20 protein-coding genes are annotated in these 19,885 nt (G+C 73.0%); 9 read left to right on the top strand and 11 right to left on the bottom strand.

The annotated features are described in order from the left end of the window. Positions 1-21: 21 nt before the first annotated feature. Positions 22-1,656 (top strand): ABC-F family ATP-binding cassette domain-containing protein, encoded by a 1,635-nt coding sequence (locus tag ACIBO8_RS28250; protein ID WP_396118365.1) that lies wholly within the window; start codon positions 22-24, stop codon positions 1,654-1,656. On the opposite strand, the gene ACIBO8_RS28245 is transcribed toward ACIBO8_RS28250, so the two are convergent. Further along, a complete protein-coding gene (locus ACIBO8_RS28245; RefSeq protein WP_396118363.1) occupies positions 1,646-3,268 on the bottom strand; it encodes a family 10 glycosylhydrolase in 1,623 nt (540 codons plus the stop codon). The two genes, ACIBO8_RS28250 and ACIBO8_RS28245, sit on opposite strands and share 11 nt — an antisense overlap. Before the next feature lie 32 nt (positions 3,269-3,300). On the opposite strand from ACIBO8_RS28245, the gene ACIBO8_RS28240 reads away from it, so the two are divergent. After that, positions 3,301-4,200, top strand: coding sequence for an NAD(P)/FAD-dependent oxidoreductase (locus ACIBO8_RS28240; RefSeq protein WP_396118362.1), 900 nt, complete (start codon positions 3,301-3,303; stop codon positions 4,198-4,200). Here ACIBO8_RS28240 and glgA read toward each other — a convergent pair. Beyond that, positions 4,182-5,405, bottom strand: a complete 1,224-nt coding sequence (gene glgA / locus ACIBO8_RS28235; protein ID WP_396118360.1) for a glycogen synthase — start codon at positions 5,403-5,405, stop codon at positions 4,182-4,184. The genes ACIBO8_RS28240 and glgA overlap by 19 nt on opposite strands. 59 nt (positions 5,406-5,464) lie before the next feature. Here glgA and glgC point away from each other — a divergent pair, with 59 nt between their 5' ends. Continuing rightward, entirely contained in the window at positions 5,465-6,697 is a 1,233-nt protein-coding gene (gene glgC, locus ACIBO8_RS28230) for a glucose-1-phosphate adenylyltransferase (protein ID WP_396118358.1), read from the top strand. Positions 6,698-6,718: 21 nt separating this feature from the next. On the opposite strand, the gene ACIBO8_RS28225 is transcribed toward glgC, so the two are convergent. The 4 genes from ACIBO8_RS28225 to ACIBO8_RS28210 are packed head-to-tail and all read right to left on the bottom strand — an operon-like array spanning position 6,719 to position 9,747. Beyond that, entirely contained in the window at positions 6,719-7,747 is a 1,029-nt protein-coding gene (locus ACIBO8_RS28225; protein ID WP_396118357.1) for an AraC family transcriptional regulator, read from the bottom strand. A gap of 36 nt (positions 7,748-7,783) precedes the next feature. Continuing rightward, a complete protein-coding gene (locus ACIBO8_RS28220) occupies positions 7,784-8,125 on the bottom strand; it encodes a phospholipase (protein WP_396118356.1) in 342 nt (113 codons plus the stop codon). After that, entirely contained in the window at positions 8,122-9,528 is a 1,407-nt protein-coding gene (locus tag ACIBO8_RS28215; RefSeq protein WP_396118355.1) for a DUF4331 domain-containing protein, read from the bottom strand. The genes ACIBO8_RS28220 and ACIBO8_RS28215 overlap by 4 nt, the downstream gene beginning before the upstream one ends. 15 nt (positions 9,529-9,543) lie before the next feature. Next, positions 9,544-9,747, bottom strand: coding sequence for a hypothetical protein (locus ACIBO8_RS28210; RefSeq protein ID WP_366152124.1), 204 nt, complete (start codon positions 9,745-9,747; stop codon positions 9,544-9,546). A gap of 241 nt (positions 9,748-9,988) precedes the next feature. Between ACIBO8_RS28210 and ACIBO8_RS28205 the strand changes: the two genes are divergently transcribed. Both ACIBO8_RS28205 and ACIBO8_RS28200 read left to right on the top strand, forming a co-directional pair. Continuing rightward, complete coding sequence (locus ACIBO8_RS28205; protein ID WP_396118354.1) at positions 9,989-10,441, top strand: SRPBCC family protein; 453 nt, start codon at positions 9,989-9,991, stop codon at positions 10,439-10,441. Further along, positions 10,438-11,091: a cysteine hydrolase family protein gene (locus tag ACIBO8_RS28200; protein ID WP_396118353.1), complete on the top strand. Its 654-nt coding sequence runs from the start codon at positions 10,438-10,440 to the stop codon at positions 11,089-11,091. Before ACIBO8_RS28205 ends, ACIBO8_RS28200 begins: the two co-directional genes overlap by 4 nt. Here ACIBO8_RS28200 and ACIBO8_RS28195 read toward each other — a convergent pair. Beyond that, positions 11,063-12,145: a M20 family metallopeptidase gene (locus ACIBO8_RS28195; protein ID WP_396118352.1), complete on the bottom strand. Its 1,083-nt coding sequence runs from the start codon at positions 12,143-12,145 to the stop codon at positions 11,063-11,065. The genes ACIBO8_RS28200 and ACIBO8_RS28195 overlap by 29 nt on opposite strands. Before the next feature lie 38 nt (positions 12,146-12,183). Between ACIBO8_RS28195 and ACIBO8_RS28190 the strand changes: the two genes are divergently transcribed. Next, positions 12,184-13,095 (top strand): GNAT family N-acetyltransferase, encoded by a 912-nt coding sequence (locus tag ACIBO8_RS28190; protein ID WP_396118350.1) that lies wholly within the window; start codon positions 12,184-12,186, stop codon positions 13,093-13,095. Here the strand turns inward: ACIBO8_RS28190 and ACIBO8_RS28185 are convergent. Next, complete coding sequence (locus tag ACIBO8_RS28185) at positions 13,092-14,444, bottom strand: rhodanese-like domain-containing protein (RefSeq protein ID WP_396118349.1); 1,353 nt, start codon at positions 14,442-14,444, stop codon at positions 13,092-13,094. The genes ACIBO8_RS28190 and ACIBO8_RS28185 overlap by 4 nt on opposite strands. A gap of 69 nt (positions 14,445-14,513) precedes the next feature. Here ACIBO8_RS28185 and ACIBO8_RS28180 point away from each other — a divergent pair, with 69 nt between their 5' ends. Next, on the top strand, positions 14,514-15,710 hold the full coding sequence (locus tag ACIBO8_RS28180) for an aminotransferase class V-fold PLP-dependent enzyme (RefSeq protein ID WP_396118348.1): 1,197 nt from the start codon (positions 14,514-14,516) through the stop codon (positions 15,708-15,710). Positions 15,711-15,714: 4 nt separating this feature from the next. Here ACIBO8_RS28180 and ACIBO8_RS28175 read toward each other — a convergent pair whose 3' ends face one another. After that, positions 15,715-16,170 (bottom strand): SMI1/KNR4 family protein, encoded by a 456-nt coding sequence (locus ACIBO8_RS28175; protein ID WP_396118347.1) that lies wholly within the window; start codon positions 16,168-16,170, stop codon positions 15,715-15,717. Positions 16,171-16,262: 92 nt separating this feature from the next. Here ACIBO8_RS28175 and solA point away from each other — a divergent pair, with 92 nt between their 5' ends. Next, a complete protein-coding gene (solA, locus tag ACIBO8_RS28170) occupies positions 16,263-17,414 on the top strand; it encodes an N-methyl-L-tryptophan oxidase (RefSeq protein ID WP_396118346.1) in 1,152 nt (383 codons plus the stop codon). On the opposite strand, the gene ACIBO8_RS28165 is transcribed toward solA, so the two are convergent. Both ACIBO8_RS28165 and ACIBO8_RS28160 read right to left on the bottom strand, forming a co-directional pair. Further along, positions 17,395-17,808 (bottom strand): hypothetical protein, encoded by a 414-nt coding sequence (locus ACIBO8_RS28165; RefSeq protein ID WP_396118345.1) that lies wholly within the window; start codon positions 17,806-17,808, stop codon positions 17,395-17,397. The two genes, solA and ACIBO8_RS28165, sit on opposite strands and share 20 nt — an antisense overlap. A 41-nt stretch (positions 17,809-17,849) precedes the next feature. Further along, entirely contained in the window at positions 17,850-18,836 is a 987-nt protein-coding gene (locus tag ACIBO8_RS28160) for an aldo/keto reductase (protein ID WP_396118344.1), read from the bottom strand. 135 nt (positions 18,837-18,971) lie between these two features. Between ACIBO8_RS28160 and ACIBO8_RS28155 the strand changes: the two genes are divergently transcribed. Beyond that, positions 18,972-19,880, top strand: coding sequence for a helix-turn-helix transcriptional regulator (locus ACIBO8_RS28155; RefSeq protein WP_396118343.1), 909 nt, complete (start codon positions 18,972-18,974; stop codon positions 19,878-19,880). The last annotated feature ends 5 nt before the right edge of the window (positions 19,881-19,885 follow it).

Here is a 19,885-nt window from a genome sequence, read left to right as displayed (position 1 = left end):
CGGCACTAGAGTCGGGTCCCGATGAGCGCCACGATGATCGCCCGGGACCTCGCCGCGGGGCACGGCGACCGCACCCTGTTCAGCGGCCTCGACCTGGTGGTGGCGCCCGGCGACGTCATCGGGCTCGTCGGCGCCAACGGGGCCGGCAAGACGACGCTGCTGCGTACCCTCGCGGGCCTGCTGCCGGTGGAGGCCGGTGCCGTCTCGCTGAGCCCGCCCACCGCGACCGTCGGCTACCTGCCGCAGGAGCGTGAGCAGCGTCCCGGCGAGACGGTCCGCGACCTGCTGGTCCGGCGCACCGGCGTGGGCCCGGCGCAGGCCGCCATGGACGCGGCCGCGGAGGCGCTGGCACAGGGCATGGCCGGCGCGGAGGACACCTACGCGGCGGCGCTCGAACGCTGGCTGGACCTGGGCGGCGCGGACCTGGAGGAGCGGGCGGAGCAGGTCACCACGGAGCTGGGGCTGGCGGTGACGCTGGACCACCCGGCGACCGCGCTGTCCGGCGGGCAGGCGGCCCGCGCGCAGATGGCGTCGCTGCTGCTCAGCCGCTACGACGTGTTCCTGCTGGACGAGCCCACCAACGACCTCGACCTGGACGGCCTGCGCCGGCTGGAGGAGTTCGTCACGGGGCTGCGCGCCGGGATGGTGCTGGTCAGCCACGACCGGGAATTCCTGTCCCGTACGGTCACCGCGGTCCTCGAGCTCGACCTGGCCCAGCAGCAGATCCACCTGTACGGCGGCGGCTACGACGCATACCTCGAGGAACGCGCCACGCTGCGCCGGCACGCGCGGGAGAGCTACGAGGAGTACGCCGGCAAGGTGTCGGCCCTCGAGGACCGGGCACGCATGCAGCGCAACTGGATGGAGCACGGGGTCCGCAACGCCCGCCGCAAGGCCAAGGACAACGACAAGATCGGCCGGAGCATGCGCACCGAGTCGACCGAGAAGCAGGCCGCGAAGGCCCGCCAGACGCAGCGCATGATCGAGCGGCTGGAAGTCGTGGAGGAGCCGCGCAAGGAGTGGGAGCTGCGGATGGAGATCGCCGTCGCGCCCCGCGCCGGCGCCGTCGTGGCCTCGCTGCGGGACGCGGTGGTCCGCCGGGGCGCCTTCAGCCTGGGACCGGTGACGCTGCAGATCGACTGGGCGGACCGGGTGGCGATCACCGGCGCCAACGGCGCGGGCAAGTCGACGCTGCTCGCCGCCCTGCTGGGCCGGCTGCCGCTGGACGCCGGCACGGCCCACCTCGGCCCGCAGGTCGTGGTGGGCGAGGTGGACCAGGCGCGGGGGCTGTTCCTGGGCGGCGAGCCGCTGCTGTCCGCATTCGGCGCCGCCGTGCCGGAGCTCGCCGACGCCGACGTGCGGACGCTGCTCGCCAAGTTCGGGCTGAAGGCGGTGCACGTGCTGCGGCCCGCGGCCACCCTGTCCCCCGGCGAGCGGACCCGCGCGGCGCTGGCGCTGCTGCAGGCCCGCGGCGTCAACCTGCTGGTGCTCGACGAGCCGACGAACCACCTGGACCTGCCGGCCATCGAGCAGCTCGAGTCCGCCCTGGCGGACTATCCCGGAACGCTGCTGCTGGTCACCCACGACCGGCGGATGCTGGAAGCGGTACGCACCGACCGCCATTTCGAGGTGGCCGACGGCAAGGTCACGGGCTGACCGCCACGGGGTTGCTCAACGCGCTCTCGTTGCCGGAGCGGTCGAGGGCGCTCAGGCAGTACGTCGCACCGGCCGGCGGCGGCGCCGGGTCGACGGCCCTCTGGTTCCCCGCGCGCCCGGTCGCCACCAGATTCGCGACCGCGCCGTCGACCCGGTAGAGCGCCCACGAGACGGGCTTCGTGCCGCCGCCCGCCTGCCACTCCACGGCCACCGCGCCGTCGGCCCGCCGGGCGGCGGTCGTCCGGGGCGCGGCCGGCGGCTGCGCCGGCAGCCGGTCCATGGTGGGCAGCAGGGCGGGCGCCGCGTAGTGCCGGGTGCGGTAGCGGGTCACCGCGCCGAGCGGGTCGTCGCGGATCTGCTTGGCGCTGAAGTGGACGCTGCCCTGCACGCCGTACTTGTCGTTGAGGATGAGCTGGCGCTCGATCTGATCGGGCTGACGCCAGGGCCCCTTCTCGCCCACCCGGTAGTCGCCCTGGCCGACGTAGAGCTGCACCTTCGTGCCCTTGACCAGCGCGGACCACCAGGGCAGCACCTTGGCGTAGTCGGCCTTGTCGAAGCCGATGGCCCAGTAGAGCTGCGGCACCACGTAGTCCAGCCAGCCTTCGCGCACCCACGTACGGGTGTCGGCGTAGATGGCGTCGTAGCTCTCCAGGCCGTGGGTGTCGGAGCCGGCCGGGTCGGTCTCCTTGTTGCGCCAGATGCCGAACGGGCTGATCCCGAACTTGACCCACGGCTTGAGCTGCTTGATGCGCTCGCTCATCTCCCGCACGAGGGTGTCGACGTTCTGGCGCCGCCACTGCGCGCGGCTCTGCGCCTTGTCGGCCCGTTTCGCGAAGCTGGCGTCGTCGCGGAAGGCGTGCCCGCCGCCCTCCGGGTACGGGTAGAAGAAGTCGTCGAAATGCACGCCGTCCACGTCGTACTTCCGGACCGCCTCGAGCATCGCGTCCTCGACGAACCTGCGGGCAGCGGGGTTGCCCGGGTCGAAGTACAGCCGGGCGCGCGCACCGTCGGGGTAGGCGATCGCCCAGTCGCGGTGCGCGAGCAGCGGATGGTTCGGTGCGAGCTTGGTGAAGTCGGCGCCCGGGCCGGCCGGCGCGGGCTGGGTCCCTCGGTACGGGTTGAACCAGGCGTGGAACTCCAGGTTGCGGGCGTGCGCCTCGGCGACCATGAACGCCATCGGGTCCCAGCCGGGCGAGCGGCCGTCCCGCCTCCCGGTGAGCCACTCCGACCACGGCGCGTACGCCGAGGGCCAGAACGCGTCGCCGGACGGCCGGACGTGCACGAAGATCGCGTTGTGGTGCTGCGCCACGGCGAGGTCCAGCCACCTCAGGTACTCCGCCTTGACCTGCGCCTCGGGCAGGCCGGGCCGGCTGGGCCAGTCGATGTTGAGGACCGTGGTGAGCCACATGCCGCGCAGCTCCCGGGTGGCGCGGGCCGGCACCGGCCCGCAGCGCCCGGCCGTGCCGTTCGCGGGGACCGCCTGCTGACCGGCGATCGGCGCGGGCGGCGGCTCGTCGTAGGTGGCCGCGCGCAGCAGGCCGAGGCCGAGCACGCCGACCGTCAGCAGGACCGCGGCGACGATCAGGACGAGCCGTACGGGGGGACGGGGCACCCACCCAGTGTGCCCGCTCCTAGAGTCTTGCCATGGACGTGGTCGTCGTGGGGGCCGGTATCGCCGGGTTGTCCTGCGCCCGGGCGCTCGCCGGCGCGGGTGTGCGGGTACGGGTGCTCGAACGCGGCCGGGTGGTCGGCGGACGCCTCGCGAGCAGGCGGTACGGCGGCCGGTACGCCGACATCGGCGCCGCGTACTTCGTCGCCGACGACCCGGATTTCGCCGCCCTCGCCGAGCGGTGGCGGGCGCGCGGACTCGCCCGTCCGTGGACCGACACGTTCGCCGTGCACCCGGGCTCGCCGGCCCGGGGCCCCCTGCGGTGGGCGGCGCCGGGCGGCCTGCGCTCGCTCGCGGAGGACCTGGCGGACGGCCTGGACGTGACCCTGGAGCACGAGGTGCACACCGTCCCGGAGGATGCGGACGCGGTCGTGCTGGCGATGCCCGGCCCGCAGGCGCTGCGGCTGGGGCCGTCCGCGGCGCTGGCCGACGCCGCCCGACGGCAGGAGTGGCAGCCGGTGCTCGCGGCCGTCCTCACGTACCCGGAAAGGCTCTGGGGTGATTTCCACGGCGCGTTCGTGAACCACCACCGGATGCTGGCGACGGTCTGCGACGACGGCGACCGCCGCGGCGACGGCGCTCCGGTGCTGGTCGCCCATTCGACCCCCGCGATGGCGCGCAATCACCTGGCGGACCCCGCCGCCGCGGGGCCGGTGCTGAGCGGGGCGGTGGGTGAGCTCCTGGGCATCTCCGCCCGTCCCGAGGTGCACGTGCACCGCTGGACGTACGCGCAGCCGGCCCGGGTCGCCGGCGACTACGCCACCGACGGGCGGGTGTGGCTGGCCGGCGACGCCTTCGGCAGACCGCGCGTCCAGACGGCGTGGCTGTCCGGGCGCGCGGTCGCCGCGGCGCTGCTTCAGAGCAGCGAGCGGTAGACCTCGAGGGTGTCCTGGGCGATGGTGCCCCAGGAGAACTTCTCGACCGCGCGGCGGCGGCCGGCGAGGCCCATCTGCTCGGCGCGGGCCGGGTCCTCGATCAGCCGGCGCATCGCGGCGGCCAGGTCGGCGACGAAGCGGTCCGGGTCGACCGGGGTGCCGGTGCCGTCCGCGACCTGCTCGATGGGGACCAGCAGGCCGGTCTCGCCGTCGGCGACGACCTCCGGGATGCCGCCGGTCGCGGTGGCCACCACGGCGGTCTCGCAGGCCATCGCCTCCAGGTTGACGATGCCCATCGGCTCGTAGACGGACGGGCAGACGAAGACCGTGGCATGGGTCAGCACCTGCACGACCTCGTGCTTGGGCAGCATCTCCTGGACCCAGATCACGCCGCGGGAGTCGCGGGCGTTGCGCAGCTGGATCGCCAGGCCCTCGACCTCGGCGGCGATCTCGGGCGTGTCGGGCGCCCCCGCGAGCAGCACGATCTGGGTCTCCGCCGGCAGGTCGTGGCAGGCCCGCATGAGGTACGGCAGGCCCTTCTGGCGGGTGATGCGCCCGACGAACACGACGCTGGGCCGGTTCAGGTCGATGCCGAGGCGCTCGACGACGTCGGTGCCACGGTCGGGGGCGTACTGCTCGGTGTCGATGCCGTTGTAGACCACCCGGATCTTGTCGGGGTCGACGCTCGGGTACGCGGTCAGCACGTCGCGCTTCATCCCGCCGGAGACGGCGATGACCGCGTCCGCCGCCTCGATCGCCGTACGCTCGCAGAACGACGAGAGCGCGTAGCCGCCGCCGAGCTGCTCGGCCTTCCACGGGCGCAGCGGCTCGAGGCTGTGGGTGGTGACCACGTGCGGGACGCCGTGGAGCAGCTTGGCGGTGTGACCGGCGAAGTTCGCGTACCAGGTGTGGCTGTGCACGATGTCCGTGCCCTCCGCCCCGGCGGCCATCGCCAGGTCGACGCCCATCGTGCGCAGGGCGGCGTTGGCACCGGCCAGCTCGGCCGGCTCCGGGTACGCGGTGACGCCGGGCTCGTCGCGTTTCGCGCCGAAGCAGTGCACCCGGACGTCGGTGAGCGGGCGCAGGTCGCGGGCGAGGTACTCGACGTGCACGCCCGCGCCGCCGTAGACCTCCGGCGGGTACTCGCGGGTGAACAGGTCGACGCGGAGGCTGCCGGTGGCGAATTTCGAACGCGAGTCGGTCACGTGACGCAGAATAAGCCTTTCGACTGGCGTGAGCGCGGCAGGAAAGTTAGCGTCTCGTCATGGCTGTCAAGGTGCTCGCGATCGTTCTGGCAGGTGGCGAAGGCAAGCGCCTGATGCCCCTCACCGCGGACCGGGCCAAGCCCGGCGTCCCGTTCGGCGGCATCTACCGCATGATCGACTTCGTCCTCTCCAACCTCGCCAACGGCGGCTATCTGAAGATCGTCGTCCTGACCCAGTACAAGTCCCATTCGCTGGACCGGCACATCACCAAGACCTGGCGGATGTCGACGCTGCTGGGCAACTACGTGACGCCGGTGCCCGCCCAGCAGCGGCTCGGGCCGCGCTGGTTCGCCGGCTCCGCGGACGCGATCTACCAGAGCCTGAACCTCATCAACGACGAGAAGCCGGACTACGTCATCGTGTTCGGTGCCGACCACATCTACCGCATGGACCCGAAGCAGATGGTCAACGACCACATCGCCTCGGGCGCGGCGGTCACCGTGGCCGGCATCCGCCAGCCGAAGTCGCTGTCCGACCAGTTCGGCGTCATCGACGTGGCCGAGGACGGCAAGCGCATCCGCGCCTTCCGGGAGAAGCCCACCGAGGTCGACGGCCTGCCCGACTCCCCCGACGAGATCTACGCCTCGATGGGCAACTACGTGTTCACCACGCGGGCGCTGTGCGAGGCCGTGACGGCCGACGCGGAGAACCCCGACAGCAAGCACGACATGGGCGGCAACATCATCCCGATGCTGGTCGAGCGCGGCGAGGCGAACGTCTACGACTTCCGCGACAACGAGGTGCCCGGCAGCACCGACCGCGACCGCGGCTACTGGCGCGACGTGGGGACGCTCGACTCGTTCTACGAGGCCCACATGGACCTCATCGCCACCCTGCCGGTCTTCAACCTGTACAACATGGACTGGCCGATCTACACCAACTACGGCTCCTGGCCGCCGGCGAAGTTCGTCCACGGGTACGACGACCGCCAGGGCCGCGCCATCGAGTCGATGATCTCGCCGGGTGTGGTGGTCTCCGGCGCGCTGGTCGAGCGCTCGGTCATCTCCCCCAACGTGCGCGTCAACTCCTGGGCGCACGTCGAGGGCTCGGTGCTCATGGAGGGCGTGCAGGTGGGCCGGCGTGCGATCATCCGCAACGCCATCCTGGACAAGAACGTGATCGTCCCCGAGGGCGCGCAGATCGGCGTCGACCTGGACCAGGACCGCAAGCGCTACACCGTCAGCGACGGCGGCATCGTGGTCGTCGGCAAGGGCCAGGAGATCGAGCTCTGACCCGGCCCGGCGCGGTGGCCGCTACAGGCGGTCGCCGCGCAGGGTCTGGGACGGCGAGACGCCGTAGCGGGCGCGGTAGGCGCCGGCGAACCGGCCGAGGTGGGTGAAGCCCCACCGGTAGGCCACCTCGCTGACGCTGACCTCGCCCTTGTCGGCCCGCATCAGCTCCGCGTGCACGCCCTCGAGGCGCAGCCGCCGCAGGTAGGTCAGCGGCGGCACGCCGACGTGCTGGCGGAACGACTCCTGCAGCACCCGGATGCCGACGCCCGCGATGCCCGCCAGCTCCGCCGCCGTGAAGGAGCGGCCCGGCTCGGCGTGCATCGCGTCGAGGGTGCGTTTGACCGTCCGCGGCCGTCGCGCGGTCGGCCGGCCCTGCAGGCCGTCGCCGGACGCATGCTCCACGGCCCCGGCCAGCGCGCTGATCGCCAGGTCCCGCCATCGCCGTAGCAGCCAGGGCAGGGTGGTGAGGCCGTCGGCCTCGCGCAGCTCGGCGTGCAGCATCCGGATCAGGCCCATCCAGCTGCGGCCCGGACCGCCGACGACACCGAAGGTGGCCCCCAGCGCCAGCGGCGCGCCGCCCGTCGCGTCGTACGCCGCCTCCAGCTCCCGCTCGAACGCCAGCCGCTCCACCTTGACGCTGTAGAGGCGGCAGTCGGCGGACCAGCGCAGGTCGATGTCGCCGGCCGGCTGGAACACCGCGGCACGGCCAGGATCGGCAGAAGTGGCCATGCCGCGGTGCAGCACCTGGACCGAACCGGTCACCGGGGCCAGCACGTGATACGCCGTACGCAGGTCGCCGATGGCGACGCACATCTCCACCCCGTAGCTGACCTCGCCGACGGTCAGCGGGCCGACCTGCACGACGTCGGCCGCGAAGTGGAAGCCCTCGATGCTGCCGGCCGGTTTGATCTCCAGCGGGCCGTAGAACATCCGGCGGCAGAACGCGCCCGCTTCGTCGGGGTCGAGGGTCCGCAGCGTCGCGCGCGCCGCCACGTCCGAGCCCACCAAGGCCGGATCGGGGGTCCGATCGGCCGCCCCTGCCGTGTCCATTCGCTCACCCTAAACCGGCAGGGGCGTCACCGGTGGTTACGGAGTTGTGCCTTCCGGCCATTCGTACTCGGTCACGGACCCGCCGGACACCCCCACCTCGGCGAGCGGGGTCACCGGGTCCCGCCAGACGACGTAGCGGCCCTCGGGCAGGCTGTCGATGACCACGCTGAACATGACACCGTCGCGGACGTACCGCGCCCGGACCGCCGCGTGGGTACGCCGGGTGGCGTCCTCGACCGGGCTGACCTCGATCTCGTGGCCGTGCAGGCTGCCCGGCGTGTGGATCACCAGGGCGCCGATGCCCGCGCCGATGTTGAGCACGACGGTGCCCTGCCCCGACGGGGCGAGGGTGTGGTGATGGTGGACCCCGACGCTCACTTTCCGTCCTTCCCCGACGGGTTGTTGAATCCGTCGAACGGCACCCCGAGGTACGGGAACTTGTGGAGCAGCTTGGAGCTGACGTCCTTGGCGCTCAGCCCCTGCTCCACCTGCGCGGCCGCGGCGTCCGGCTTGAACTTCTCGTCGACCAGCGGCACGGTGGCGCCGGCGACGGCGCGCAGCGAGATGGACACCACGTCGTCGGCGGGCCGCCGCCCGTTCGGGAAGCCGGCCAGGTCACCGCCGAGGATGCCGAACTTGTTCTCGTCCTTGGTCGGCGGCACCACCGTGTTGAGGCGCAGCATGTCGGCCTGCGTCTCGCCGGTGTTGTTCTGGAAGTTGTCGATCAGCCCGTCCGGGATGCCGGTCAGCAGGATCGCGACCAGGTCGGCGCGGGCGGTCTTCGCCTTGTTCAGCTCGGCGAGGTTGTCGAACAGGCCCGGGTAGAGCACCGGCAGCAGCTGGGCGAGCTCCGGCTGCTCGACGAACTCGGCGAACCGCTTGTCCTCGGTCGGCGGCAGGCTGTTCCACAGGTCCTTCTGCGCCATCGGCACGATGACCTCGTTGAACAGCGGGTTGCCCAGCCGGGACACCTGGACCTGCGGGCCGACGTACACGTCGTCGTTCTTGCGACCGTGCCGCACCTGGACCTGCCGGCGGCTGGCGGAGGTCCACACGCCGATGACCGCGCCCGGGTCGCGCCCGCGGACCTTCTTCTTGCCGTCCTTGCGGACCATGTGCATCGGCACCTGGATCGCGATGCTGTGCACGTTCGTCTTGTCGGTGGCGTTGACCGCCTTGCCGGCGTAGTTGAACAGCTTCTGCCCCACCAGGTGCTTGTCCTGGAACGGCCGCAGCGTCGCGAGGTCGAAGATGGCGCCGAGGTCGACGAAGAACGGGTCGGCCCGCTGGCCGGCGAACACCTTCTCGCCGGTCTTCAGCTTGTGCACCGCGTCCTCGGCGAGCTTGTCGTAGTCCGCGATGGACACCCGTCCCACGTTGCACGGCGGGCAGGGCAGCTTCTCGGCCAGCACGGTGTGCTTGCCGCTGGCGTCGACCCGGGTCACCGAGTAGAACTGCCGCCGGTTCCAGTTCTCGCTGTCCAGCGACTCGATCGGGCCGGTGTTGTACAGGAACGTCTTGTCGTTGCGCAGCTCGGTGCGGAACCGGAATTGGTACGTCAGATCCGGGCGCCCGTCGCCGTTGTTGTCGACGTGGATCTCGTAGAGCACGTCGTCGCCGAACTCGAAGAAGTTCGGTCCGCTCGCGGGCAGCTGCAACGGGACGTAGTTGGCGATCAGCGTCACCGTGTCCGGATGGTCCGGGCTGACGAACGCGTACAGGTCGGAGCTGTCGGCCACCGGATCCTTGCTGATCTCCGGGGCTTCGCGGTGCGAGGACATGAGTCTGCCTTCCAGTCAGCGCTTGACGGCTTTGAGCAGCTTCTTCGCCAGGGCGGCGTCGGTGATGGTGACCTTCGAGCCGCCCGAGAACAGGTCGAAGGTGCCCTTCTTCGCGTCCCGCAGCGACAGGACCAGCGGTTCGGCGTCGGCGGATGCGCCGCCCTTCTCGCCCGCCAGGCTCAGCCCGGCCACTCCGGCGGCGGAGGCTCCGACGCCCACGGTCGCGGCGATCGTAAGAACCCGACGGCGCGACAGGCGGGAAACCGCCCGCGTGCCGTAGTGGACACGACTCATGCTCGGCCTTTCGTCACGCGCTGCGGAGGTCTCCCCCACCGCCGCGCAAATCGGGAATGTTGCCCGGACAGATCGTCGACAGCCATCAGTACGAGAACGCCCGGGAAGGGGTTCAAAGCAATTTCCCAGCAAAGGTTTTCGAAAGGTTCGTGCCACCATGGCGGGCGTGCCCATCGATTCGTTCAGCCACACGTTCCGGGTCCGCGCCGCACCCGGGCGCCTCTACGACCACCTCGGCGATCCGGATAGCTACGTCGGACTGTCCCCGCTGGTGATCGCGGTGCGCGACGTCCGGCGTACGGCCGGCGCGGTGGCGTACGTGGCGGTGGAACGCTTCCGGCTGGGGCCGCTGCACTGGGACAATCCGATCCGGGTCACCATGACGTTTCCGGAGCCGGGGCGGAGGATCGTCAGCGACGTGCGCAGCCCGGGCCGGGTGCACCTGGTCGCCACGGTCGACCTGGAGGCGGACGGCGAGGGCACCCGGGTCACCGAGTCCGTGACCGTGACGTGCCCGCGCCTGCTGCGCCGCTTCGTGATCGGCCAGGCACGCTCGGTGCAGAGGGCCCGGGCCCGCGAGCTCACCCGCCGGATGGAAGCGTCGAGGACGGGCGCATGACCGGCGCCGGAATCGATCCCCACCTCGCGCCGCACTGGGACACGTCCGCGCTCGTCACCATCGACATGCAGCGCGACTTCCTGTCCGAGAGCCGCTTCGGCTACGCCGGCACCACCGAGATCGTCCCCGCGCTGCGCGAGCTGGTGGACGCGTTCCGGGCCGCGCGCCGGCCGATCGTGCACATCGTGCGGCTGTACCGCGGCGACGACGTCGACCGGGTCCGGCGCACCCTCGTCGGTGCCGGTTCCGAGATGCTGCGTCCCGGCACCGAGGGCCGGCTGCTCGCACCGGGGCTGTTGATCGGCGACGGGCCCGGTCTCGACGACGACCTGCTGCTCAGCGGTGCGCCGCAGCCGCTCGGCCCGCACGAGTACGCCCTCTTCAAGCCCCGCTGGGGTGCCTTCTACCGCACCCCGCTGGACGAGATGCTGCGGGAGCGGCAGGCCGACACGGTGGTCTTCGCCGGGTGCAACCTGCCCCACTGCCCCCGCGCGAGCATCGTCGAGGCCAGCGAGCGCGACTACCGGGTGGTGCTGGCCACGGACGCGATCTCCCGGGCCACCGAGCAGGGCCTGCGGGAGGTCGCCGGGCTCGGGACCGTGCTGCTGGACGTCGAGGCGATCACGGCAGGGCTCGCAGGAAGGTCGTGAGCGCCGCCCGGTACGGCGCCACCGTGGCCAGGTCGGCGTACTCGCCGGGGCCGTGCTGGCCGTCGCCGCCGGGGCCGAACACGACCGCGTCGATGCCCCGTGCCGAGTAGAACCGGACGTCGGCGGCACCGTGCTTGCGCAGCAGCTCGCCGCCGTGACCGGCCTCCCGCGCGGCGGCCTGCAGCAGGCGCACCTCCCGACGGTCCGGGTCGGCCCGGTGCGGCGGCCCGAAGCCGTCCACCGCCACCTCGAGACCGGACAGCTCCCGCAGGTGCCGCGCGACCTGCTCACGGGTACGCCCGGCGTACGCCTCGTCCTCGGGCGGGAACCGGATGTCGAGCCACGCGGTCGCGGCGGCGGGCACCTGGTTCACCGCCGCGTCCGGCGTCTCGATCCGGGCCACGTTGACCGTCGTCGCCCACACCTCGTGTCCTGGCACGGGGTGGCGGGCCAGCACCCGATCGATCCCCGCCAGGAGACTGAGCAGGGCATTGTCGCCGAGCCAGGGATAGGCGGCGTGCGCGGCGGTGCCGGTGGCGTGCAGGCGTACCTGCAGGATCCCGCGCGACTCGGTGACCACCCGCAGGCCGCTCTGCTCCCCGATCACCACGAAGTCCGCGCTCACGCCGGCCTCGATCTGGTGAGCCGTGCCGTCGTACCCGCCGACCTCCTCGTCGGTCACCAGCTGCAGGCCCAGCGCGTACGGCAGCACGGGGGCCAGCTCGCGGAAGACGTCGGCCAGCACCAGCGCCGCCACCTTCATGTCCTGGGCGCCGCGGCCGTACAGCCGGCCGTCGCGGACCCGGGGCCGGAACTGCTCGTCCGGGGCCGGCACGACGTCGAGGTGCGCGTTGAGCAGCACCCGGAAGTGCGGTCTCGGCCCGCCGGTGTGCACGAGGGCGCTGGGCTTGCCACCGCAGGTGAATCGCTCGACGGTGAAGCCGGGGCCGAGGCGCCCGAGCACGAACTCGAGCGCCTCGCCCAGCTGAGCGGGCCGGTCGGCGGTGGACCGGATGGCGATCAGCCGCGTGGCGGCCTCGATCAGGTCGTCCATGCCGGGCACGCTACCGAGAAACAGGGAAGGACCACGCCTTGACGAAGCACCTGCGCCCGCTCCGTGGGCCGGACGAGATCGACCTGTTCAACACCTTGCCGTACGCGCTCAACGCCGAGGTCGCCGGCGACGTGGACGCCGGGCGGCGCCGCACCGGCTGGCTCTGGGTGGCGCTCGACGACGGCCGGGTGGCCGCCCGGGCCGGGTTCTGGGCCCCGGCCGGCGACGACGAGCCCATGCTCCTCGACATCTTCGACGTGGCCGGGCCCGCGGACCTGGAGGTGGGCGTACGCCTGCTCGAGACGGCCCTGGCGACGCTGCCGGGCCGCCCCGAGTTCACACGGTTCGTGCCGGCCGGCTGGCGGGACGACCCGGGCGTCCGCCGCGAGGTGGAGCTTCGCATGAACGCCCTGCAACGCACCGGCGCGAGGCTGTTCGTCGAGCGCCTGCGACTGGAGTGGGATCCGGGCACGCCGGTCCCGCCGGACACCGGGCGCCTGAGGTTCCGCCCGCCGTCCGGCGCGGAGGAGCTGATCGGACTGATGACCCGGGTCCTGGACGGCACACTCGACGCCCACGGCCGCGAGGAGCTCACCCGGATGACGGCGGCCGAGGCGGCCCGCCGCCAGTACGACGACGAGCTGGCCCGCTACCCCAGCCCGCGGGAGTGGTGGCGGGTGGCGCACCGCCCGGACGGCACGCCGGCCGGGTTCGTGATCCCGGCGCACAACGGCTACAACCCGATCATCGCGTACATCGGGGTGGTGCCGGACCTGCGCGGGCACGGCTACATCGACGACGTCCTGACCGAGGGCACCCGGGTGCTCGCCGGCCAGGACGTGCCCCGCATCCGCGCGTCGACCGACGTGGGGAACGCCCCGATGGCGGCGGCGTTCACCCGCGCCGGCTACCGCGTCTTCGAACGGCAGATCGACATGGTGTGGCGCTAGGAGGTGACGGGCAGGCCGGCGGCGGCCGCGTTCGCCCAGTCGTCGTCCACGGCCACCGCGCGGCGCCCGGCCCGGGCCAGCAGGCTCGCGGCGGCCGCCGCCCGGTAGCCGGCCGCGCAGTGCACCCACACCGTGCCGTCCGGAATCTCCTCCCAGCGCCCGGTGAGCTGAGGCAGGGGGATGTGGACGGCCCCGGCGAGATGGCCGGCCCGCCACTCGGCGTCGGCGCGGACGTCCAGGACGACGTCCGCGCCCTCGGCCGCCAGGTCCGCGAAGGTGGCCCGGCGACGCTCCGCGAGTTCGCCGGGGGTACGCGCCCAGTCGTCGGGCGTGCCGGTGGCCGCGGCGGCCGGCCGGTCGATGCCGATCCGGGCGAGCTCCCGCTGGGCCGCCGCCACCTGCTGCGGGGACTCGCCGAGCAGGGTGAGCGGGGTGCCGGCCGGCAGGGTCCACCCCAGCCAGGTGGCCAGCGGCCCGTCCAGCCCGAAGCTGAGGGTCCCGGCGAGGTGGCGGTACGCGTACGCCTTGCGGGAGCGCAGGTCCACCACCCACTCCCCGGCCTCGATGCGGGCGCGCAGTTCGTCGGCGCCGGCGCGCGCGACGGGGGTGAGGTCGATGAGCTCCGCCCCCTCGGCGTTGCGGACGCCCATGTGCGCGTAGTACGCGGGATAGGCGCCCAGCCCGGCCAGCAGCTGCTCGGCGTACGCGTCGGCGTGCAGCCGCAGCACCGGGTTGACCTGCTTCTCGCGGCCGATCGTCGACGCGTCCGCGTCCGGCGCGGCGGCGGAGCAGAAGCTGCCGAAGCCGTGGGTGGGCCAGACCGGCGTGCCGTCGGGCAGCAGGTCGGCGAGGCGGCGCGCCGATTCGTGCTGGTGGTGGGCCAGGGTCCGGGCGTGTGCCGCGCCGAGCAGGTCGGTGCGGCCGGTGGTGCCGAACAGCAGCGAACCGCCCGTGCAGACGCCGGCCACCTCGCCGTCGTGACGCACCACGTACGACAGATGGTGGAAGGTGTGACCCGGGGTGGCGACGGCCGTGAGGGTGAGCCGGTCGGAGACCGCGATGCGGTCGCCGTCGGCCACCGGCAGGCGGGGGAAGCTCACCTCCTCCGCGGCGGCGACCAGGTAGGCCGACCCGGTCACCCGCGCGAGCGCGAGGCCACCGGAGACGTAGTCGTTGTGCAGGTGGGTCTCGGCGACGTGCGTGATCCGGACGCCGAGGCGGCCGGCGACCGCGAGCACGCGGTCGATGTCACGTTGCGGGTCGACCACGACGGCGACCTCACCGTCGTCCACGAGGTAGGTGCGGTCACCGAGGGACGAGGTCTCCACCACGGCGGTGCGAAGCGTCATTGCTTCCTCCAGAGGAACTCGATGCCGACACACTAACCATATTTCCTATCGGTTAGATATGGTCCCGTCATGGTGAGCGTCCTGAGCCCCGCAGAGGTCAAACTTCCCGACGGCAGCAGCACCGATTTCGCCAACCTGGACATCGCGGCCACCGCGCCGTGCCTCGACGTCGTCGCCGCGGCGGTGGCCGACCTGCTGCCCTGGTACGGCAGCGTGCACCGCGGCGCCGGCGCCCTGGCCCAGCGCAGCACCCGCGAGTACGAGCAGGCCCGCGAGACCCTGTACGAGCATCTCGGCTGCGGTCCGCGCGACACGGTCGTGTTCACCCGCAACACCACCGACGCCCTCAACCTGCTCGCCCACGTCCTGCCGCCCGGCACCACGGTGGTGACCTTCGACGTCGAGCACCACGCCAACCTGCTCCCCTGGCGCAGCCCCGTACGCATCGGCACACCCCGCTCGCCCGACGAGGCGGTCGCCAGGCTGGACGAGGCGCTGCGCCGGCTCTCCGGCCCGGTGCTCGTGGCCGTGACCGCCGCCAGCAACGTCACCGGGGAGCTGTGGCCGATTCGCCGGCTGGCCGAGGTCGCCCACCGCCACGGCGCCCGCATCGCGATCGACGCCGCCCAGCTGGCGCCGCACGCGCCGGTCGACATGACCGCCCTGGGCGCCGACTACGTCGCGCTGTCCGGGCACAAGGTCTACGCCCCGTTCGGCGCCGGCGTGCTGGCCGGGCGGGCCGACTGGCTCGACGCGGCGCCGCCGTATCTGGCCGGCGGCGGGGCGACCGCGGCGGTGTCCGGCGACTTCGCCGTACGCTGGCACGACGGCCCGGCCCGGCACGAGGCCGGCACCCCCAACCTGGTCGGCGCGGTGGCCCTGGCGACCGCCTGCCGCGCCCTGGCCGGCGCCGACCTCTCCACCGAGGACCACCTGGTCGCCCGCCTGCGGGCCGGCATCGCCGCGCTGCCGCACGTCGAGGAGCTGCGCCTGTTCGACGCGAGCGCGCCACGGGTCGGCATCGTCTCGTTCGCGGTGCTGGGCCGCGACCCCGAGGAGCTCAGCACCCGCCTGGGGCGCGACCACGCGATCGGGGTACGCACCGGGCTGTTCTGCGCGCACCCGCTGACCCGCCGGCTGCTGCAGGAGGCGACGCACCGGCTCGACCCCGCGGCGGAGGCGCCGGGCGCGGCGATCCGGGCGAGCCTCGGCATCGGCACCCGCGAGGAGCACGTCGACCGCCTCCTCGGCGTGCTGTCCGAGTGAGATCTCAGCGGCTGGGGGCGTACCAGTCGTCGCCGTCGGCCACGAGGATGCGGGTCAGGTAGTCCGCCAGGCCGTCGGCCACCGTGCGGCGCTCGTCGGTCTCGTGCTCCCACACCACGACGCCGCGCGCCGGGTCGCCGGGCACGACGGCGAACTGGTCGCCGCCGCCGTTGTCACCGAAGAAGAGGAGGCCGCCGAAGGGCGCGTAGAGCTCCCGGAAGTCCGCGAAGGTGCGGAAGTCCAGGTTGTCGCGCACGATGCGCTCCACCGGCCAGACCACGTCCAGGCCGTCCTCGCCGCGGACGCCGTCGGTTTCGGCCAGCAGGCTGGTCAGATCGTCCGGGAAGAGCTGGCCCAGCCGCTCCTGCGCGGCCGCGATCGCCGCCGCGGGTGCGCCGTCGGCCAGGCCGGCGGAGGGCAGCACCGCCAGCACCACGTCACGCCAGGGGACCGCGAGCATGGTGGCATCCTACGAGAGCCGATTTCCGGCGCATCCGGAAAACTCGCCGTATGGCATTGACCGTCACCATTGGATCCCCCGAAGCTGGCGACGTGACGGCCAACGACGTGATCGTGGTGGGGCTGGGCGGCATGGGCAGCGCGGCGGCGCACCATCTCGCCGCGCGGGGCCTGCGCGTCCTGGGGCTGGAGAAGTTCGGACCGGCCCACGACCGGGGCGCCAGCCATGGCGGCTCCCGCATCGTCCGGCAGTCCTATTTCGAGAGCCCCGAGTACGTGCCGCTGCTGCTGCGGGCGTACGAGCTCTGGGAGGCCCTGGCGCACGACAGCGGCCGGGACGTGATCAGCCTGACCGGCGGGATCATGGCCGGGCACCCGGCGAGCCGGACCGTGGCGGGCAGCCGCCGCAGCGCCGAGCGGTGGGACCTGCCGCACGAGATGCTCGACGCGGCGCAGCTGCGGAAGCGCTTCCCGGCCCTGAACCCGCGCGCCGACGAGGTGGCGCTCTACGAGCCCAAGGCCGGTCTCGTACGCCCGGAGCCGACCGTCCGCGCGCACCTGGACCTGGCCGCCCGGAACGGTGCGGACCTGCGCTTCCACGAGCCCATGACCCGCTGGGAACCCACCGCGGACGGCGGCGTCCGGGTCGACACCGAGTCGGGTACGTACACCGCCGGCCACCTGGTCCTGGCGCCGGGCCCCTGGGCGCCACGGATTCTCGCCGACCTGGGCGTCCCGTTCGTCATCGAGCGCCAGGTCCAGTACTGGTTCCAGCCCGAGGGCGGCGTCGACGCCTACCTGCCGGACCGCTTCCCGGTCTACATCTGGGAGGACCGGCACGGCAGCCAGGTGTACGGCTTCCCCGCCATCGACGGCCCCGACGGCGGAGCCAAGATCGCCTTCTTCCGCCGGGGCGTCCCCACCACCCCGGAGACGGTCGACCGCGAGGTTCACGACGACGAGATCGCGACGATGGCCGCCCGCGCCCGCCGGCACCTGCCGACCCTGCCCGGCGCGTTCCTGAGGGCCAAGACCTGCCTCTACAGCAACACGCCCGACGAGCACTTCATCATCGCCACCCACCCGGCCCACCGGGCGGTGTCGGTGGCGTGCGGCTTCTCCGGCCACGGCTTCAAGTTCGTCCCCGTCGTCGGGGAGATCCTGGCCGACCTGGCGACCACCGGCGCGACCGCGCACCCCATCGGCCTCTTCGACCCGCGCCGCCTCACCGAGGTGCCTTCCTGACCTCCCGGGACCGGCGGGCGCGGTCCAGGCGGGCCGCCCGGAGGCGTTCGCCGAGCCGGGCCAGCCGCCTGCTCTCCGCCATGGACGCCTCGAGCGCACGCCGGGCGAGTTTCTCCGCCGTCCGGCTGACGGTCTCGGCCACCTCGCGCGCCTGCTCGTAGGCGGCTTCGGCCTGGTCGGCCCGCGCCACCAGGGACAGGTCGCCGGGCTCGCCCCGGCGGGCCTCGCGCAGCCGGCTGAGCACCTCCCAGGCGGCTCGCTCCGCGCGGTGCGCCGCCCGCTGCGCGGCGAAGGCCTTGCGACCGGCGGCCTCGCGCGCGGCGGCACGGACGGCGATCTCCGCGCGCATCGCCTCGAACTCGGCCCGGAGCCGGTCATGCTCGTCCGCGGACACTCCCGCAAGCTAGCACCGCGGGCGCCCTCGTCCCACAGATGTCACCGGTCGATGTAGGCCTGCATGGCGGCCGGGTAGCGGTCGCCCTGCACGTCGATCTTCGCGGCGGCGTCACCGAGCTCGGCGAGGTCCTCGGGGGCCAGCCGCAGGCCGGCGGCGCCGACGTTCTCGGCCAGGCGGGTCACGCTGCGGGTGCCGGGAATCGGCACGATCCACGGCTTCTGCGCGAGCAGCCAGGCCAGCGCCACCTGGCCGGGGGTGGCGTCCCGGCGGCCGGCGACCGCGCCCAGCAGATCGACGAGCGCCCGGTTCGCCTGCCGCGCCTCGGGGCTGAACCGCGGCAGGGTGCTGCGGATGTCGCCGGGGGCGAAGGCGGTGTTCTCGTCGATCTTGCCGGTGAGGAAGCCCCGGCCGAGCGGGCTGAACGGCACGAACCCGATGCCCAGCTCCTCGAGGGTGGGCAGGATCTCGGCCTCCGGCTCGCGCCACCACAGCGAGTACTCGCTCTGCAGCGCGGTGACCGGCTGCACGGCGTGCGCCCGGCGGATGGTCTGCGCGCCGGCCTCCGACAGGCCGAAGTGCTTCACCTTCCCCGCCTCGATGAGGCCCCTGACGGCACCGGCGACGTCCTCGATCGGCACGGCCGGGTCGACGCGGTGCTGGTAGAACAGGTCGATCGCCTCGACCCGCAGGCGCCGCAGCGAGGCGTCGGCGACCTGCACGATGTGCTCCGGCCGGCTATCCAGGCCCACCTGCCGCCCGTCGGCGTCGAACGCGAAGCCGAACTTCGTGGCGATCGCGACCCGGCCGCGGAACGGAGCCAGTGCCTCGCCCACGAGCTCCTCGTTGACGAAGGGCCCGTACACCTCGGCGGTGTCGAACAGCGTGACGCCGGCCTCGACGGCGGCGCGGATGACCTTGATGCCGTCGGAGCGGTCGGCGGCGGGACCGAGTCCGTGGCTGATACCCATGCAGCCCAGGCCGAGCGCGGAGACCTGCAGTCCGGTGCCGAGCGTGCGCTGGTCCATCGTCGTACTCCTGTCGTGTCGAAACGGGGGTCGCGCCTTCAGCCAACCGTTGATGACGCCCCGGTGACAGTGTCTGCTGAGCCCGGTACTGACAGAACCTCCCGCACCGGGCGGACCACTCGTAGCGTGGGCGTCATGGACAACCGGTCGGAAATCCGCGACTTCCTGACCACCCGCCGCGCCAGGATCACCCCCGAGCGGGCGGGGCTGCCGGACTACGGCGGCCAGCGGCGCGTGGCGGGGCTGCGGCGCGAGGAGGTCGCCCTGCTCGCGGGGGTGAGCGTCGACTACTACACCAAGCTGGAGCGCGGCGACCTCAAGGGCGTGTCCGACGGTGTCCTCGAGGCTGTCGCCCGGGCACTGCAGCTCGACGAGGCGGAGCACGCGCACCTGCTCGACCTGGCCCGTGCCGCCAACGCCGGCGCCCTGGCGGGCCGGACCCGGCGCCGCAGCACCGGCCACCAGGTCCGTCCCGGGGTGCAACGAGTCCTCGACGCGATGAGCACCGCGCCGGCCTACGTGCGCAACGGCCGCCTGGACGTGCTCGCCTCCAATCCGCTCGGCCGGGCCGTGTTCGCGCCCCTGTTCGACAGTCCGACGGCCACCGCCTCCCGGCCGCCCAACATCGCCCGCTTCCTGTTCCTCGACCCGGCCGCCCGCCGCTTCTACGCCGACTGGGAGCAGCTGGCCGGCGACACCGTCGCGCTGCTGCGCGGCGAGGCCGGCCGGGACCCGTACGACCGGGCACTGACCGAGCTGGTCGGGCAGCTGTCCACCATCAGCGACCCGTTCCGCACCCGGTGGGCCGCGCACAACGTGCGGATGCACCGCTCCGGGGTCAAGCACCTGCACCATCCGGTCGTCGGCGATCTGACCCTGACCTACGAGTCGCTGGAGCTGACCGCCGACCAGGGGCTGCGGCTCAACGCGTACACGGCGGAGCCCGGCACGGCGTCGCAGGAGGCGCTCGGCCTGCTCGCCAGCTGGGCCGCCACGCCCGCCGAGGTTCCCGGGAAGGGCACGAGGACCCACGAAGCCGGCTGACATTC

The organism is Actinoplanes sp. NPDC049681 (assembly GCF_044465265.1).
GTDB lineage: Bacteria > Actinomycetota > Actinomycetes > Mycobacteriales > Micromonosporaceae > Actinoplanes.
Note: the sequence above shows the minus strand (reverse complement) of the source record. Positions and strands in the feature narration are given on the sequence as shown.